Source organism: Melaminivora sp. (genome assembly GCF_032059615.1).
In the GTDB taxonomy this organism is placed as follows: Bacteria; Pseudomonadota; Gammaproteobacteria; order Burkholderiales; family Burkholderiaceae_C; genus Melaminivora.
Genome location: NZ_DAMCAM010000063.1, coordinates 1 through 16,425, shown reverse-complemented (window position 1 = coordinate 16,425; position 16,425 = coordinate 1). Strand labels below are relative to the sequence as shown.

General features: G+C 69.0%; 16 protein-coding genes and 1 tRNA gene. 11 read left to right on the top strand and 6 right to left on the bottom strand.

The genetic code is table 11. The features are described from left to right. The first annotated feature begins 104 nt into the window (after window positions 1-104). Window positions 105-180: transfer RNA gene (locus tag RT051_RS12425), tRNA-Asn, on the top strand. Between the two features lie 105 nt (window positions 181-285). Here RT051_RS12425 and icd read toward each other — a convergent pair. Continuing rightward, on the bottom strand, window positions 286-1,545 hold the full coding sequence (icd, locus tag RT051_RS12420; RefSeq protein WP_313077198.1) for an NADP-dependent isocitrate dehydrogenase: 1,260 nt from the start codon (window positions 1,543-1,545) through the stop codon (window positions 286-288). Between the two features lie 202 nt (window positions 1,546-1,747). Between icd and RT051_RS12415 the strand changes: the two genes are divergently transcribed. Together RT051_RS12415 and RT051_RS12410 are read left to right on the top strand one after the other, a co-directional pair. Beyond that, window positions 1,748-1,987: a hypothetical protein gene (locus RT051_RS12415; RefSeq protein WP_313077197.1), complete on the top strand. Its 240-nt coding sequence runs from the start codon at window positions 1,748-1,750 to the stop codon at window positions 1,985-1,987. Between the two features lie 109 nt (window positions 1,988-2,096). Then, window positions 2,097-2,615 carry a DUF192 domain-containing protein gene (locus RT051_RS12410; RefSeq protein WP_313077196.1) on the top strand — a complete coding sequence of 173 codons (519 nt, stop codon included), beginning with the start codon at window positions 2,097-2,099 and terminating at the stop codon, window positions 2,613-2,615. 130 nt (window positions 2,616-2,745) lie between these two features. Here the strand turns inward: RT051_RS12410 and RT051_RS12405 are convergent, their stop codons facing one another. From RT051_RS12405 to xseA, 3 genes are all read right to left on the bottom strand, one after another. Continuing rightward, on the bottom strand, window positions 2,746-4,983 hold the full coding sequence (locus RT051_RS12405; protein ID WP_313077195.1) for an NADP-dependent isocitrate dehydrogenase: 2,238 nt from the start codon (window positions 4,981-4,983) through the stop codon (window positions 2,746-2,748). 246 nt (window positions 4,984-5,229) lie between these two features. Beyond that, window positions 5,230-5,811, bottom strand: coding sequence for a Fe-Mn family superoxide dismutase (locus RT051_RS12400; RefSeq protein WP_313077194.1), 582 nt, complete (start codon window positions 5,809-5,811; stop codon window positions 5,230-5,232). A gap of 123 nt (window positions 5,812-5,934) precedes the next feature. Then, a complete protein-coding gene (xseA, locus tag RT051_RS12395; RefSeq protein WP_313077193.1) occupies window positions 5,935-7,272 on the bottom strand; it encodes an exodeoxyribonuclease VII large subunit in 1,338 nt (445 codons plus the stop codon). 338 nt (window positions 7,273-7,610) lie between these two features. Between xseA and RT051_RS12390 the strand changes: the two genes are divergently transcribed. The 6 genes from RT051_RS12390 to adk all read left to right on the top strand — a co-directional run bounded on the left by RT051_RS12390 (window position 7,611) and on the right by adk (window position 11,471). Then, window positions 7,611-8,240, top strand: coding sequence for a MotA/TolQ/ExbB proton channel family protein (locus RT051_RS12390; RefSeq protein ID WP_313077192.1), 630 nt, complete (start codon window positions 7,611-7,613; stop codon window positions 8,238-8,240). A gap of 1 nt (window position 8,241) precedes the next feature. Continuing rightward, window positions 8,242-8,667, top strand: a complete 426-nt coding sequence (locus RT051_RS12385; RefSeq protein WP_313077191.1) for a biopolymer transporter ExbD — start codon at window positions 8,242-8,244, stop codon at window positions 8,665-8,667. Further along, window positions 8,664-9,680 (top strand): tetraacyldisaccharide 4'-kinase, encoded by a 1,017-nt coding sequence (gene lpxK, locus RT051_RS12380; protein ID WP_313077190.1) that lies wholly within the window; start codon window positions 8,664-8,666, stop codon window positions 9,678-9,680. The genes RT051_RS12385 and lpxK overlap by 4 nt, the downstream gene beginning before the upstream one ends. A 35-nt stretch (window positions 9,681-9,715) precedes the next feature. Beyond that, a complete protein-coding gene (locus RT051_RS12375) occupies window positions 9,716-9,901 on the top strand; it encodes a Trm112 family protein (protein WP_313077188.1) in 186 nt (61 codons plus the stop codon). Beyond that, on the top strand, window positions 9,898-10,671 hold the full coding sequence (kdsB, locus tag RT051_RS12370; RefSeq protein WP_313077187.1) for a 3-deoxy-manno-octulosonate cytidylyltransferase: 774 nt from the start codon (window positions 9,898-9,900) through the stop codon (window positions 10,669-10,671). Before RT051_RS12375 ends, kdsB begins: the two co-directional genes overlap by 4 nt. Before the next feature lie 143 nt (window positions 10,672-10,814). Beyond that, entirely contained in the window at window positions 10,815-11,471 is a 657-nt protein-coding gene (gene adk, locus RT051_RS12365; RefSeq protein WP_313077186.1) for an adenylate kinase, read from the top strand. 50 nt (window positions 11,472-11,521) lie between these two features. Here the strand turns inward: adk and RT051_RS12360 are convergent, their stop codons facing one another. Continuing rightward, on the bottom strand, window positions 11,522-12,478 hold the full coding sequence (locus RT051_RS12360) for an asparaginase (protein ID WP_313077185.1): 957 nt from the start codon (window positions 12,476-12,478) through the stop codon (window positions 11,522-11,524). A 92-nt stretch (window positions 12,479-12,570) separates the two neighbouring features. Between RT051_RS12360 and lexA the strand changes: the two genes are divergently transcribed. Then, on the top strand, window positions 12,571-13,245 hold the full coding sequence (gene lexA, locus RT051_RS12355; protein WP_313077184.1) for a transcriptional repressor LexA: 675 nt from the start codon (window positions 12,571-12,573) through the stop codon (window positions 13,243-13,245). A gap of 184 nt (window positions 13,246-13,429) precedes the next feature. Then, window positions 13,430-13,642, top strand: coding sequence for a hypothetical protein (locus RT051_RS12350; RefSeq protein ID WP_313077183.1), 213 nt, complete (start codon window positions 13,430-13,432; stop codon window positions 13,640-13,642). Between the two features lie 50 nt (window positions 13,643-13,692). Here the strand turns inward: RT051_RS12350 and RT051_RS12345 are convergent. After that, the coding region (locus tag RT051_RS12345; RefSeq protein WP_313077182.1) for a DUF3418 domain-containing protein at window positions 13,693-16,425 on the bottom strand (2,733 nt) is incomplete at its 5' end.

Here is a 16,425-nt window from a genome sequence, read left to right as displayed (position 1 = left end):
CGCCGGACTGTTAATCCGTAGGTCCCTGGTTCGAGCCCAGGTCGAGGAGCCAAAATTTGGCAACCCTGCCATCGCACAGGGCTGCTTGCATAACCAACCGACATTCCTCAATAGCTCAGTCGGTAGAGCGCCGGACTGTTAATCCGTAGGTCCCTGGTTCGAGCCCAGGTTGAGGAGCCAAAATCAAAGGCCGTCCCGATGTTTCGGGACGGCCTTTTTTCTTGGCCTGTGTTTGCGGGTTTCTGCCGGATTGCCGCGGCCCTGGCGGGCCGCGGACAGCACACCCTACATCTGGTCGATCATGACCTGACCGAAACCCGAGCAGCTCACCTGCGTCGCGCCTTCCATCAGGCGCGCAAAGTCATAGGTCACCTTCTTGCTCAGGATGGCTTTTTCCATCGAGGAGATGATCAGGTCGGCGGCCTCCGTCCAGCCCATGTGGCGCAGCATCATCTCGGCCGAGAGGATCTCCGAGCCCGGGTTGACGTAGTCCTTGCCGGCGTACTTGGGCGCCGTGCCGTGCGTGGCCTCGAACATGGCCACCGAGTCCGACAGATTGGCGCCCGGCGCGATGCCGATGCCGCCGACCTGCGCCGCCAGCGCGTCGGAGACGTAGTCGCCGTTCAGGTTCAGCGTGGCGATCACGCTGTACTCGGCCGGGCGCAGCAGGATCTGCTGCAGAAAGGCGTCGGCGATGCTGTCCTTGATCGTGATCTCGCGGCCCGTGTGCGGGTTCTTCAGCCGCATCCAGGGTCCGCCGTCGATCAGCTCGGCGCCGAACTCGCGTGCGGCCAGGGCGTAGCCCCAGTCGCGGAACGCCCCTTCGGTGAACTTCATGATGTTGCCCTTGTGCACCAGGGTGACGCTCGGGCGGTTGTGGTCGATGGCGTACTGGATGGCCTTGCGCACCAGCCGCTCCGTGCCCTCGCGCGAGACGGGCTTGACACCGATGCCCGAGGTCTCGGGGAAGCGGATCTTGCTGATGCCGAACTCGTCCTGCAGGATCTGGATCAGCCGGCGCGCCTTGTCCGATTCCGCCTCGAACTCGATGCCGGCGTAGATGTCCTCGGAGTTCTCACGGAAGATGACCATGTTGGTCTTCTCCGGCTCCTTGACGGGCGACGGCACGCCGCGGAAGTACTGGATGGGCCGCAGGCACACGTACAGGTCCAGCTCCTGGCGCAGCGCCACGTTCAGCGAACGGATGCCGCCGCCCACGGGCGTGGTCAGCGGCCCCTTGATGGAGACCACGTAGTCGCGCACGGCATGCAGCGTCTCCTCGGGCAGCCACACGTCCGGGCCATAGACGCGCGTGGACTTTTCGCCGGCATACACCTCCATCCAGCGGATCTGACGCCGGCCGCCGTAGGCCCGGGCAACGGCCGCGTCCACCACGCGGATCATGACCGGCGTGATGTCCACCCCGGTGCCGTCGCCTTCGATGAAGGGAATGATGGGCTGGTCGGGGACATTCAGGGTCATGTCGGCGTTGACGGTGATCTTCTGGCCGTCGGCGGGCACCTGGATGTGCTGGTAGCTGCTCATGCGCGGGGGTCTCCGGGAAAAGGCGGACAAACAAAGGGCGCCGACCCATGCCGGGTCGGCGGCTGGCAAATTCTAGGTCAACGTTTTTATTCCGCGGCTGTCAACGCGCCTGTTTTGCATGACGTTATGCCATTGCGGCATCGACAAGACGCCATGTTTTTCACCCTTCACCTTTTCTCTTCCCGTCCAAGGATTCGGCATCATGAAAAAGCTTCTTCTCGCACTGACCGCCGTGGTGCTTGCTGCCGGCGTGCAGGCCCAGACGCAACCGGCACCCGCTGCCGTCCCCATGGCAGCCTCCAGCCCGGCTGCCGCCGTCGATGCTCCGGCTGCCGCACCGGCCGCCCGGCATGCCAAGGCGGCCTCCCGGTCCGCGCACAAGGCCGGCCACAAGAAGGTTGCCAAGCGCCGCGTCAAGAAGAACGGCGCGCAGCACGCCTGAGCCAGACCCGCGTCCCGCGGCCTTGCGCCGGTCCCCAGCCCGCACAATGGCGCCTGCCATGCGGGCTTTTTTGTGTCCGCGCCTTTTTTTCAGAAGCCCTTTCGAGCCCATGAGTCTTCCGAGCTGTTCCTTCGCCCCTGTCCCGAGCGCCCTGGCCTGGGCGGCCGCCCGCCTGCGCCGCAGTGCGCGCATCACCCTGCCCGCCACCCTGGTGCTGTGCTGCACCGCGGCCGGTGCCCAGGGCGGCCCGCAGTTGGATCTGCCGCGTGTGGAGCTTTTCGCCGGCATGCACCGCATCGACGCCCAGGTGGCCAGCGCCCCGGCGCAGCGCCAGACCGGCCTGATGCTGCGCCGCGACATGCCCGCACATGAGGGCATGCTGTTCGTCTTCGAGCAGGCCGGCGTGCAATGCTTCTGGATGAAGAACACCCTGCTGCCCCTGACGGCCGCCTTCGTCGCCGACGACGGCACCATCGTCAACCTGGCCGACATGCAGCCGCAGTCCGAAGATTCGCACTGCTCGGCCCGGCCGGTGCGCTTCGTGCTGGAGATGAACCAGGGCTGGTTTGCACGGCGCGGCTTCAAGGCGGGCTCCAGGCTCACCGGCACGCCTTTCGGCGCACGCTGAAGGGCGCGGGCTACCCCGCGCCTTCGCGCGAGACAAAAAAAGCCGCCAAGGCCCTTGCGGGCTTGGCGGCAGCTCTTTTTTCAGGAGCTACAGGCCCTTGCCCCATAAGGGATGAGGCCTGTTTTCATGCTCAGGATGCCACGGTCTGCAGCACCTGATTGAAGGTTGCGCTCGGGCGCATCACAGCCTCCAGCTTGTCCAGATCGGGGGCGTAATAGCCGCCGATGTCCACGGGGTGGCCCTGCACGGCGTTGAGCTCGTCGACGATCTTCTGCTCGTTGTCGGCCAGCGCCTTGGCCAGGGGCGTGATCTGGGCGGCAAGCTCCTTGTCCTCGGTCTGCGCCGCCAGCTCCTGGGCCCAGTACAGGGCCAGGTAGAAATGGCTGCCGCGGTTGTCCAGCTGGCCGGTCTTCGGAGACGGGCCCTTGTTGTTGTCCAGCAGCTTGCCCGTGGCGGCGTCCAGCGTGCGGGCCAGCAGCTTGGCGCGCGGGTTGTTGTTCTTGATCCCCAGGTCTTCCAGCGAAACGGCCAGCGCCAGGAATTCGCCCAGCGAATCCCAGCGCAGGTGGTTTTCTTCCGTCAGCTGCTGCACGTGCTTCGGGGCGGAGCCGCCGGCCCCCGTCTCGTACATGCCACCGCCGGCCATCAGCGGCACGATGGACAGCATCTTGGCGCTGGTACCCAGCTCCATGATGGGGAACAGGTCGGTCAGGTAGTCGCGCAGGATGTTGCCCGTGGCGCTGATGGTGTCCTGGCCGCGGATCACGCGCTCGAGCGTGTAGCGCATGGCGCGCACCTGGCTCATGATCTGGATGTCCAGGCCCGTGGTGTCGTGCTCGTGCAGGTACATCTTCACCTTGGTGATGAGCTCTTTCTCGTGCGGGCGGTAGGCGTCCAGCCAGAACACCACCGGCATGCCCGAGTTGCGCGCGCGTGTGACGGCCAGCTTGACCCAGTCGCGAATGGCCGCGTCCTTGGTCTGGCACATGCGCCAGATGTCGCCGGCTTCCACGTTCTGGCTCATCAGCACCTCGCCCGTGTTCAGGTCGGTGATGTTGGCCACGCCGTCCTCGGGGATCTCGAAGGTCTTGTCGTGGCTGCCGTATTCCTCGGCCTGCTGGGCCATCAGGCCCACGTTGGGCACGGTGCCCATGGTGCGCGGATCGAACGCGCCGTGCCACTTGCAGAAGTTGATCATCTCCTGGTAGATGCGGGCAAAGGTCGACTCGGGCATCACGGCCTTCACGTCCTTCAGGCGACCGTCCGGGCCCCACATCTTGCCGCCGTTACGGATCATGGCGGGCATGGAGGCGTCCACGATGATGTCGTTGGGCGAGTGGAAGTTGGTGATGCCCTTGGCCGAGTCCACCATGGCCAGCTCGGGACGATTCTCGTGGCAGGCGTGCAGGTCGCGCAGCACTTCCTCGCGCTGGGCGCTGGGCAGCGTTTCCAGCTTGTCGTACAGGTTGACCATGCCGTTGTTTACGTTCACGCCCAGCTCTTCGAACAGCTTGGCGTGCTTCTCGAACGCTTCCTTGTAGAAGATGCGCACGCAGTGGCCGAACACGATGGGGTGCGAGACCTTCATCATCGTGGCCTTGACGTGCAGCGAGAACATCACACCGGTCTTGCGCGCGTCCTCGATCTGCTTTTCATAGAACTCCAGGAGCGCCTTCTTGCTCATGAACATGGAGTCGATGACCTCGCGGTCGAGCAGGCTGACCTTGGGCTTGAGGACGATGGTCTTGCCGCTCCTGGTGATCAGCTCCATCTTCACGTCGCGCGCGCGGTCCAGCGTCATGGACTTCTCGCCATGGTAGAAGTCGCCGTGGTGCATGTGCGAGACGTGGCTGCGCGAGGCCTGGCTCCAGTCGGCCATGTGGTGCGGATGCTTGCGCGCGTATTCCTTGACGGCCTTGGGCGCCCGCCGGTCGGAGTTGCCCTCGCGCAGCACCGGATTCACGGCGCTACCGATGCACTTGTTGTAACGCGCGCGGATGGCCTTTTCTTCCTCGGTCTTGGGGTCTTCGGGGAAATCGGGGATGGCATAGCCCTTGTCCTGCAGCTCCTTGATGGCCGACATGAGCTGCGCCACCGAGGCGCTGATATTGGGCAGCTTGATGATGTTGGCGTCCGCCTGCAGCGTCTTCTTGCCCAGCTCGGCCAGGTTGTTGGGCACCTTCTGCTCATCGCTCAGATAGTCCGGGAACTCGCCCAGGATACGCGCGGCCACCGAGATGTCGCTCTCGGCCACGTTGATGCCGGCCGGGGCGGTGAAGGCACGCACGATGGGCAGAAGCGAGGCCGTCGCCAGGCGCGGGGCCTCGTCGGTCAGGGTGTAGATGATGGTGGGTTGCTGGGTGCTCATCCGTGTCTTTCAGGTCAACAAAAACGCAGGATCGGAAGGGTGTGGCCGCACTGGCCTGTGGGCTGCGCGGCGACGGCCCGGATTGTCGGTGACCGGGAGGTCAAAAGTTCCGTTTTTTGCAACTCTGTCCCGCAATGCAAAAATTCTAGGTATTAACCCGTAAACTTCTGGGCGCCGGCCAAAAAAAACCCCGACCTGGCGGCCGGGGTCGGACAAGCGGGCGCCACAGAGGCGCCGCGCCGCGGGTCAGGCGAAGTTGCTCTCGGCAAACTTCCAGTTCACCAGCTTGTCGAAGAAGGTTTCGACGAACTTGGGGCGCTGGTTGCGGTAGTCGATGTAATAGGCGTGCTCCCACACGTCCACCGTCAGGACGGGGTTGTCCTCGGTGGTCAGCGGGGTGCCGGCGGCGCCCATGTTCACGATGTCCACGCTGCCGTCGTTCTTCTTGACCAGCCACGTCCAGCCCGAGCCGAAGTTGCCCGTCGCGCTCTTGACGAAGGCTTCCTTGAAGGCACCGTAGCTGCCCCACTTGGCGCGGATGGCATCGGCCAGGGCGCCCGAGGGTTCGCCGCCGCCGCCGGGTGTCATGCAGTTCCAGAAGAAGGTGTGGTTCCACGTCTGGGCAGCGTTGTTGTAGATGCCGCCGCTGGAGTTCTTGACGATCTCCTCCAGGGTCATGTTCTCGAACTCGGTGCCCTTTTGCAGGTTGTTCAGGTTGTCCACGTAGGCCTTGTGGTGCTTGCCATGGTGGTATTCCAGCGTCTCCTGGCTGTAGTGCGGAGCCAGGGCGTCGATGGCGTAGGGCAGCGGAGGCAGGGTGTGTTCCATGGTGAATCCTTCTTGGTGGTGTGGGGCGGGCCGCCGGCTCGGAGCTGGCGGTGCAGCGGACCATTGTAGGAAAAGAAGGGTATGTGCCGCTGTAGGCCGCCGCCGCGAGGGCGCGGCCTGCGCCTACAGCAGGCGGCGCTGCGAGACCACCAGGTCGAGCGTGCCCCGCGCAACAGTGGCGGTGAGCGCATCGCCCGGCCGGGTGCTCGCCGGGTCGGTTACCGGGCGGCCCGCCCCGTCGGTCAGCAAGGCGTAGCCGCGTTCGAGCACGCGCTGCGGGTCGAGCAGATGCAGACGCAGCCCCAGGCGCGAAAGCGTCTCGCCTTGCCGCGCGAGCTGGCGCTGCCATCGCTCTGGCATATCGTCCCGAAAGCGTTGCTGCTGCTGGGCCAGACGCTCCGTTTTCAGGAGCACGCCGTGCCGCATGCGCTGGGCCAGGCGCGCCAGGACCAGTTGCTGGCGCGCTACCAGCCCGGAAGGGCGTCCCAGCCGCTGCGCCGCCATGTCCAGGCGCTGGTGGCGCTGGTCGAGCTGGCGCTGCACGCCGTCGGCCAGCTGCTCGCCCAGCAGCCCCAGGGCGCCCAGCCACAGATCGCGCGGCTGGGCCACCAGCTCGGCGGCGGCCGTGGGCGTGGGCGCGCGCAGGTCGGCACAAAAATCGGCGATGGTGAAATCCGTCTCGTGCCCCACGCCACTGATGAGCGGCACCGGGCTTTGCACCACCATGCGCGCCACGCTCTCGTCGTTGAAGGCCCAGAGGTCCTCGATGGAGCCGCCGCCGCGCACGAGCAGGATGGCGTCGATCGCCGGGGTCTCAGGCATGTTTGTAGCGCTTTCGGGCGCCAGCTCGCGCCCCTGCTCGGCCAGCAGATACAGTTTCGATAGCGCCTCGCAGATCGATGCCGGGGCCAGAGCGCCCTGCACCAGTGCCGGCGCCAGCACCACCGGAATGTGCGGCACCCGCCGGCGCAGCGCCGTGACCACGTCGCGCAGCGCCGCCGCCCCCGCCGAGGTCACGATGCCAATGGCGCGCGGCATGGCGGCAAGGGGCCGCTTGCGCGCGGCATCGAACAGACCCTCTGCCTCCAGCCGGGCCTTCAGGCGCAAAAACTCCTCGAACAGCGCACCCTGCCCGGCCCGGCGCACCTGCTCGACGATGAGCTGCAGGTCGCCCCGGGCCTCATAGACGCCCAGCCGACCCTGCACCTCGACCAGCTCGCCGTCGCGCGGCGCGAAGTCCAGCGCCAGGGCGGCGCGGCGGAACATGGCGCAGCGCACCTGCCCTTCGCGGTCCTTGAGGGTGAAGTAGCAGTGTCCGCTGGCCGCGCGGGAAAAGCCCGTGATCTCGCCGCGCACGGCCACCGGGTTGAAGCGCGCCGACAGCGCGTCGGCCACGGCGCGGCACAGCGCGCCGACCTGCCAGACGTGCGGCGCGGCAGCCAGGGACGGGCCATCAGCCACGGTGGCACCCAGCCGCGCGCGGCTGCAACTTGCCAATAGTCCACAGGCAGACCGGTGTACGGCCCCTGCCGCACAGCGCGCGAAAGCTCACGCACAAACTGCGAGCGCTGCTGCAAAGCATTGATTTCACGGTGTTTTTTTGGTTTTTGGCATGCATGGCGGGGGTTTCATCCTGTCGCCTTCGCCGGGGCGGCGGTGCGTGGCCACGCGGTTTCCCACAAACTTATCCACAGGAAAGGCAGAAGAAAAAGCCTGGCAGTGCGGCCGGCCCGGCGTGGCCCGTGCCGCCGCGGCTGCGCCATAATCGCGCGCTGCCTTGCACATGAGTGGAGTGAGAGTTGCTGTCCATCATACAAGCCGCGGGGTGGCCGATCTGGCCGCTGATCGCGTGCTCCATCCTGGCCCTGGCGCTGATTTTCGAGCGTTTCGTGGCCCTGAAGACAGCCCGCGTGGCCCCGCCGAAGCTGCTTGACGAGGCCATTGCCGTGTCCGCGCGCGGCGTCCCCACGCCCGAGACCGTGGACCAGCTGGCCGAAAGCTCGGTGCTGGGCACCGTCCTGGCGGCCGGCCTGCGCGCCCGCGCCGCCCACCCCTCCATCACCGAAGCCGAGCTGCGCGCCACCCTGGAGGGCGCGGGCCGCGCGGCCCTGCAGCGCCTGGAGCGCTACCTGGGCGCCCTGGCCACCATCGCCTCGGCCGCGCCCCTGCTGGGCCTGCTGGGCACGGTGGTCGGCATGATCGAGATCTTCGGCGCCCAGGCCGGCAGCGGCGCCGTGGCGGGCGCCGGCAACCCGGCGCAGCTGGCCCATGGCATCTCGGTGGCGCTCTACAACACCGCCTTCGGCCTGATCGTCGCCATTCCCGCGCTGATCTTCTGGCGCTACTTCCGCAGCCGCGTGGATGCCCACGTCCTCGTCCTCGAACTGGCCGCCGAGCGCTTCGTGCGCCACCTGGTGCGCCTGCCGTGACATGAACTTCCGCCGCCGCGCCACGGATGAGCCCGAGATCAACCTGATCCCGTTCATCGACGTGCTGCTGGTCATCCTCATCTTCCTGATGCTGACCACCACCTACAGCAAGTTCACCGAGCTGCAGGTGACCCTGCCGGTGGCCGACGCCGAGACGCCGCGCGAGCGCCCCTCGGAGATCATCGTCGCCGTTGCCGCCGACGGCCGCTACGCCGTCAACCACCAGGCGCTGGCCGGCAGCAGCCCCGCGCAGCTGGCCGAGGCGCTGGCCGCCGCGGCCAGCGCGGGCGCGGCGCCGGTGGTCGTCATCAGCGCCGACGCGCTCGCGCCGCACCAGGCCGTGGTCTCGGTGATGGAGGCGGCGCGCCGCGCCGGCCTGCCCCGCATCGCCTTCGCCACCCGCTCGCCCGCCGCCGCTGGCGAATGACGAGCCAGGGCGCCCGGGCCATGAGCACCTCACGCCTGCGCCGGATCTGGCAGGGCCGCGGACCGGCGGCGCGCGCGCTGTGGCCGCTGGCGCTGCTGCACGGCGCCCTGCTGCACCTGCGCCGGGCGCTCTACCGCCGGGGCGTTTTCGCCACCCGCCGCCTGCCGGTGCCGGTCATCGTGGTGGGCAACGTCATCGCCGGGGGCGCGGGCAAGACGCCGGTGGTGCTGGCCTTGGTGCGCCACCTGCAATCGCGCGGCTGGCGGCCGGGCGTCATCTCGCGCGGCCACGGCCGCAGCACGCGCGACGTGCGCGCCGCGCTGGCGGACGGCGACGCGCGCCTGGTGGGCGACGAGCCGCTGCTGATCGCCCGCGCCAGCGGCGCGCCGGTCTTCGTCGGCCGGCAGCGCGCCGAGGCCGGCCGCGCGCTCCTGGCGGCCCACCCGCAGGTGGACATCCTGGTGTGCGACGACGGTCTGCAGCACCTGGCCCTGGCGCGCGACCTGGAGGTCTGCGTCTTCAACGACGAGGGTGTGGGCAACGGCTGGCTGCTGCCCGCCGGCCCGCTGCGCGAGCCCTGGCCCCGACACGTGGACTGGGCCCTGCACGCCGGGCCGGCGCCGGGTGGGCCGGCGCCGCAATTCGCCCTGCAGCGCGAGCTGGCCAGCCACGCCGTGGACGCCCGGGGCCGGCGTGTGGCGCTGGCCGCGCTGCGCGGCCAGCGCCTGCACGCGGTCGCCGGCATCGCCCGGCCGGAGGATTTCTTCTGCCTGCTGCGCCAGCGCGGACTGCAGCCCGAGCGCTGCGAGGGCCTGCCCGATCACTTCGATTTCGATAGCTGGGATCCTTTGCCTGACAATGGTTATACGCTGATTTGCACCGAAAAAGACGCGGTCAAGCTGTGGCGGCGCTGGCCCGATGCGCTGGCGGTGCCGCTGCAGGTGACGCTGGCGCCGGCGTTTTTCGACCAGCTCGATGCGCGGCTGCCCGCGCCGCCTGCAGGTGCGTTCTAAGATTGCCCGCTCCACCCGACCGAAAGAAGAACCCCATGGACCCGAAACTGCTTGAACTGCTGGTCTGCCCCGTCACCAAGGGCCCCCTGCGCTACGACCGCGAGCGCCAGGAGCTGGTCTCGCGCAGCGCGCGGCTGGCCTACCCGGTGCGCGACGGCATTCCCGTGCTGCTGGAGAACGAGGCGCGCACGCTCAGCGACGAGGAGCTGGAGCAGCCATGAGCGCTGCCGCGGCGCCCTTCACAGTGCTGATCCCGGCGCGCCTGGCCTCCACCCGTCTGCCCGGCAAGCCGCTGGCCGACATCGCCGGCCTGCCCATGGTGGTGCGCGTGGCCCAGCGCGCGGCGCAGAGCGGGGCCGCGCGCTGCATCGTCGCCGCCGATGACGAGCGCATCGTCGAGGCCTGCCGCGCCCACGGCGTGCAGGCACTGCTGACCCGCGCCGACCACGCCAGCGGCAGCGACCGCCTGGCCGAGGCCTGCGCGCAGCTGCAGCTGCCGGACGAAGCCATCGTCGTCAACGTGCAGGGCGACGAGCCGCTCATCGCGCCCGCCCTGATCGACGCCGTGGCCGCCCTGCTGCAGGCCACGCCCGAGGCCGACATGGGCACGGCGGCGCACGCCATCGACAGTGCCGAGGACTTCGCCAACCCCAACGTGGTCAAGGTGGTGCTGGACGCGCGCGGCATGGCGCACTATTTCAGCCGCGCGCCCATCCCGCACGCGCGCGACCATGCGGGCGCCTGGTGGCGGCAGGAGGTCGGCGCGGGTGCGGCGCCGCTGCGCCACGTGGGCATCTACAGCTACCGGGCGGGCTTTCTGCGGCGCTTTCCGCAGCTGCCGCCGGCGCCGACCGAGCAGATCGAGCAGCTCGAGCAGCTGCGTGCGCTGTGGCATGGCCACCGCATCGCCGTGCACGTGGCCGCGCAGGTGCCCGGCGCGGGCGTGGACACGCCCGAAGACCTCGCACGCGTGCGCGCCCTGCTGGCCTGAAAAGCGCGCCCGCCGGGGTCACGCCAGCGTCAGGATGGCGCAGGGGCTGCATGGTATTCTCGCCCGCCATCCGCACGGCCCGGCCCGGCATGTACGGGCCGCTGCCTGCCACGCATTCATAAAAACCCGAGAGGAAACCACCCATGAGACTGATCCTGCTGGGCGCTCCGGGCGCCGGAAAGGGCACCCAGGCTGCATTCATCTGCCAGAAGTTCGGCATTCCGCAGATCTCCACCGGCGACATGCTGCGCGCCGCCGTCAAGGCCGGCACGCCGCTGGGCGTGCAGGCCAAGGCGGTGATGGATGCCGGCCAGCTGGTCAGCGACGACCTGATCATCAACCTGGTCAAGGAGCGCATCGCCGAGCCGGACTGCGCCAACGGCTTTCTGTTCGACGGCTTTCCGCGCACCATCCCGCAGGCCGAGGCCATGAAGTCGGCCGGCGTCAAGCTGGACTACGTGCTGGAAATCGACGTGCCGTTCGAGGCCATCATCGAGCGCATGGGCGGGCGCCGCTCGCACCCCGCGTCGGGCCGCACCTACCACGTCAAATTCAACCCGCCCAAGGCCGAGGGCCTGGACGACGTGACCGGCGAGCCGCTGGTGCAACGCGAGGACGACAGGGAAGAAACCGTCAAGAAACGCCTGGAGGTCTACAGCCAGCAGACCCGCCCGCTGGTGGACTACTACTCCGACTGGGCCCAGGCCGACCCCGCTAACGCGCCCAAGTACCGCGCCATCAGCGGCATGGGCAGCGTCGACGAGATCACCGAACGCGCCCTGGCCGCGCTGTCGAGCTGAACCGTCCGGCCCCCGCCGCACGACGCCCCGCCCCCGCGGGGCGTTTTGCTTCAGGCGCCCTGCGCCATCAGCTCCAGCATCAGGCTGATGCGCGCCTTCACCGGGCTCAGCCCCTCCAGATAGACCCACTGCGCCTGCGCCGGCGCCAGCATGCGGCCTTCGGGGCAGCGCGAGGCCACACGCACCGCAACCCCCGCGCCCTGCGCCCGCGCCAGCGCCGCCTCCAGGCTTTCGTGCAGCGTGCCGTTGCCGGTCGCGCCGGCGACGATGCCGGCCACACCGCCGGCCACCAGGGCATCGACCAGCAGGCCGTCTGCGCCGGCGTGGCTCAGCACGATGGCCACGCGCGGCCAGGGCAGCGCGCCCAGCCGCGGCGCCAGCGCGGCATGAGGCGCCAGGGGCGGCTGCGGCGCCCGGGCCTGCGCCCAGCGCACCTGCCCGCCCTCCACCCAGCCCAGCGGCCCGCCGTCGCCCGAGGCAAAAGCATCGAGCCGCAGCGGGTGCACCTTGACCACCTCGCGCGGCCCGTGGATGGTTCCTGCAGCCACCACCAGCACGCCGCGCGCCTCCGGGTGGACGGCCACGGTCACGGCGTCCAGCAGGTTCTGCGGCCCGTCGGGCGCCAGGGCCGTGGCCGGGCGCATGGCGCAGGTCAGCACCACCGGCTTGCCGGCCGCAGGCAGCACGTTGGCCAGCAGCCAGGCGGTTTCCTCCAGCGTGTCGGTGCCGTGGGTGATGACCAGGCCCGCCACGTCCTCCTTGGCCAGGTGCGCCAGGCAGCGTGCCACCAGACGCTGCCAGAGGGCGTGCGTCATGTCCTTGCTGTCCACCTGCGCCACCTGCTCGGCCACCAGGGACCCGCGCGCGGCGGCGGCCAGGGGCGGCACGGCAGCGAGGAGTTGCTCCACGCTCAGCTGCGCGGCGGTGTAGCCAACGTTGGCCCCGGCCTGGCCGGAGGTGCCGGCGATGGTGCCGCCTGTCCCCAATACAACGATGCTTGTTGCCACGGCGCTTGCGTCCTTCCGAAAACTGTCTAAAAATACAGGTACTGGATTAAAAAACAGTGGTTGCCCCGCAACCCACCGCAACGGAGTCTTCCATGCTCGACAAACCCAAGCTCACCGCCCGCCAACAGCAGATCCTGGACCTGATCCAGACCGCCATCGCGCGCACCGGTGCGCCCCCGACCCGGGCCGAGATCGCCACCGAGCTGGGCTTTCGCTCGGCCAACGCCGCGGAGGAGCATCTGCAGGCGCTGGCGCGCAAGGGCGTGATCGAGCTGGTCAGCGGCACCTCTCGCGGCATCCGGCTGCGCGGCGAAACGGTGCGCGGCATCAACGCCGCGCGCGGCGCGCGCTTTGACCTGCCGATCGCCGGCTTGTCGCAGTTCACGCTGCCCTTGATCGGCCGCGTGGCCGCGGGCTCGCCCATTCTCGCGCAGGAGCACGTGGACCAGACCTACACGCTGGAGGGCTCGCTGTTCGCCCACCGGCCCGACTACCTGCTCAAGGTGCGCGGCATGTCCATGCGCGACGCCGGCATCATGGACGGCGACCTGCTGGCCGTGCAGGCCACGCGGGAAGCGCGCAGCGGCCAGATCATCGTCGCGCGCCTGGGCGACGAGGTCACGGTCAAGCGGCTGCGCCGTACGGGCAGCGGCATCGAGCTGCTGCCGGAGAACCCGGACTACCCGGTCATCCGCGTCGAGCCTGGCGAGCCCTTCGAGATCGAGGGCCTGGCCGTCGGCCTGATCCGCAACACCATGCTGATGTAGGCCCCGCGCCTCCCCCTCCCCCTTCCCTGATGCGCCACCGCAGGTGGCGGGCGTCTGGCGTGCACGGGCCGGTGAGTCCTACACGTCAACCCTGCGGTTGCGCGTCTCATTGAACCCCTCTTTCAGCAATCCTGCCTGTGTTCTTGCTTGTCGGCTCCGGAATGGGGCACAAAGGAGTTTTCACATGGCGCTTGCCTCTCTTGCCTGGACCTCGCTACCCTTCGCCCGCGCGCTGGAAGCCCGGCCCACCCTGTTCGCCGCATCGCAGCCCCGCTGCGCCAAAGCCCCACCCCTGCGCGTGATCGTGCACCACGAGGGTGACGGCGGCTGCCGTCTGGTTATCTCCGGGCGCATGGCCGATGTTTGCGCGGAGCTTGACCGTCTCGTTCTGCAGTGATCCCGGGCGGCGCACCAGCGCGCCAGCCCCGCTGCGTCTGTCCCCGGCGCTCAGGACGTGATCTGCGCCCAGAGCTTGTCCAGCCGCTTGGCGCTCACCGGATAGGGCGTGCGCAGCTCCTGCGCGAAAAAGCTCACGCGCAGCTCCTCCAGCATCCAGCGGTACTCCTGCAGCCGCGCATCCTGCTGGCCCCGGCGTTCGGCCAGCAGACGCCAGTAGCGCTGCTCCAGCGGCGCCAGCTCCTTCATCCGCGCGGCGTCGCGCGCCGGGTCGGCGCGCAGCTTGTCCAGGCGTATGGTGATGGCCTTGAGATAGCGCGGCAGGTGCTGCAGCTGCGCCCAGGGCGTGGCCGCCAGAAAGCCCGGCGGCATCAGGCGCTGCAACTGCTGGGCCACGTCGGCCGCCACGTCGCGCGCGGCCTTGGCGTCCTTGAGCTTGCGCTGCGCCGCGGCGTATTCCTGCAGGACGGCGGCCGCCTGGCGCGCGACCTCGTTGGCGATCAGCGTCAGGCGCGCGCGCCCGTCCTGCACGCGCTGCAGGAACTGCGCCTCGTCGGCCGGCAGCGGCTCGGCCAGGAAGGCCCGGTCCAGCGCCATGTCGATGATCTGCGCGCGCAGCTCCTCCTGCGTGCCCAGGGGCATGTAGGCCACGGCCATGGCGGTCAGGCCGGGGATGTTCTTCTCCAGGTATTTCAGCGCGTCGCGGATCTGCAGCGCCACCAGGCGGCGCAGGCCGACGCGGTGGCGCACGGCTGCCGCTTCGGGCTCGTCAAACACCTCGATGCCCACCGCATCGCCATGATCGATCAGCGCCGGAAAGCCGATCAGCGCCTGGCTGCCGCGCGCGATCTCCATCAGCTCGGGCAGTTCGCCGAAGGACCAGCTCGTGTAGCGCGCCTCGGCCGGGCGCGGCGCCGGGGAAGCCTCAGGAGCGGCCTGCCGGGCGCTTTTCTCTTTTTTGATAGCAGCCTGCCCTTGAATGCTCTTGATTTCAGGTGATTTTTCCTCTGAAACCGTTGTTCCGTCCTGAGAGTTTGCTATCTTTAAAGAAGCAAGCGCCTGAAACGCCCCGCGCGCGCGTGCGCCTAGCTCGGCCTTGAGCGCCGCCAGGTTGCGCCCCTGTCCGAGCTGGCGGCCGTGCTCGTCCGTGACGCGGAAGTTCATGAACAGGTGCGGCGAGAGCATGTCCAGCTTGAAGTCCGTGCGCTGCACGGCCAGGCCGGTTTCCTCACGCACCTGGCGCAGTAGCGCCTCCAGCAGGCTGCCCTGTGCCCAGTGTTCGGGCTGGGTGAACCGCTGCGCCAGCCGCGCCGCGCTCTCGGGCAGGGGCACGAAGCGGCTGCGCGGACGCTGGGGCAGGCTTTTGAGCAGCGCCTGCAGCTTGTCCTTGAGCATGCCCGGCACCAGCCATTCGGCGCGCTCCTCGCTCACCTGGTTGAGCACGAACAGCGGCACCGTCACGGTGACCCCGTCGCGCGCATCGCCCGGCGCGTGCAGGTAGCTGGCGCTGCAATCCACCCCGCCCAGGCGGAGGGTGCGCGGGAAGTTCTCTGTGGTGATGCCCGCCGCCTCGTGGCGCATCAGCTCCTCGCGCGACAGGCGCAAGAGCTGGGGCTGCTCGCGGCTGGCCGCGCGAAACCACGGGTCGAAGGTGGCGCCGCTGAAAATGCCCTCGGGGATGAACTGGTCGTAGTAGGCCGCGACCAGCTCATCGTCCACCAGCACGTCCTGGCGCCGGCTCTTGTGCTCCAGCTCTTCGACGCGGGCAATCAGCTTGCGGTTGGCGGCCAGGAAGGGCCAGCGCGTGTCCCACTCGCCCTCGACCAGGGCCTGGCGGATGAAGATCTGCCGCGCCTCGTGCGGGTCGATGCGGCCGTAGCTCATGCGCCGGCCGTTGTAGACCACCAGGCCGTAGAGCGTCGCGCGCTCCAGCGCCACCACATCGGCCTGCTTCTTGCTCCAGTGCGGCTCCAGCAGCTGCTTCTTCAGCAGGTGGCCACCCACCTCCTCCAGCCACTGGGGCTCGATGGCGGCGATGCCCCGGCCGTACAGCCGCGTGGTCTCGACCTGCTCGGCGGCGACGATCCAGCGCCCGGGTTTTTTGGACAGGTGGGCGCCCGGGTGCGGGTGGAACTTGATGCCGTGCGCGCCCAGATAGACATCGGACTCTTCCGGCCGAAAGCCGATGTTGCCCAGCAGGCCCGACAGCATGGACAGGTGCAGGGCCTCGTAGCCCGCAGGTTCGCTGTTGATGGGCCACTGGTGCTCGCGCACCACGGTGAGCAGCTGCGAGTGGATGTCGCGCCACTCGCGCACGCGGCGGATGTTGATGAAGTTCTGGCGCAGCAGCTGCTCCCATTGGCGGTTGCTGAGCTTGTGGGCGTCGCCGACTTGATCGTGCGGCGGGTGGTCGGCGCGAGAGCCTTGCGCCCGCTGCCGGCCCCCACCCCGGCCCTCCCCCAGCGGGGGAGGGAGGGGCTGCCTCCTTCCCCCGCTGGGGGAAGGTTGGGATGGGGGCTGCCCGCCCTGCACCCGCTTGGCCACCGGCAGCGCCGCGATGTTGTGCGGCGCGACAGGCCGGGTGGCCGATTGCGCAGCCATCTCGCGCCGGCTCATGGCCACCGCCTTGCCGCCGCGCGCGTCCTGCAGCCACTGCCACAGGCGCAGGTAGCCGCTGAATTCGCTCTTGTCGTCGTCGAACTTGGCGTGCTGCTGGTCGGCCTGCTGCTGGGCCTCGAGCGGCCGGTCGCGCACGTCCTGCACCGACAGGGCCGAGGCGACGAT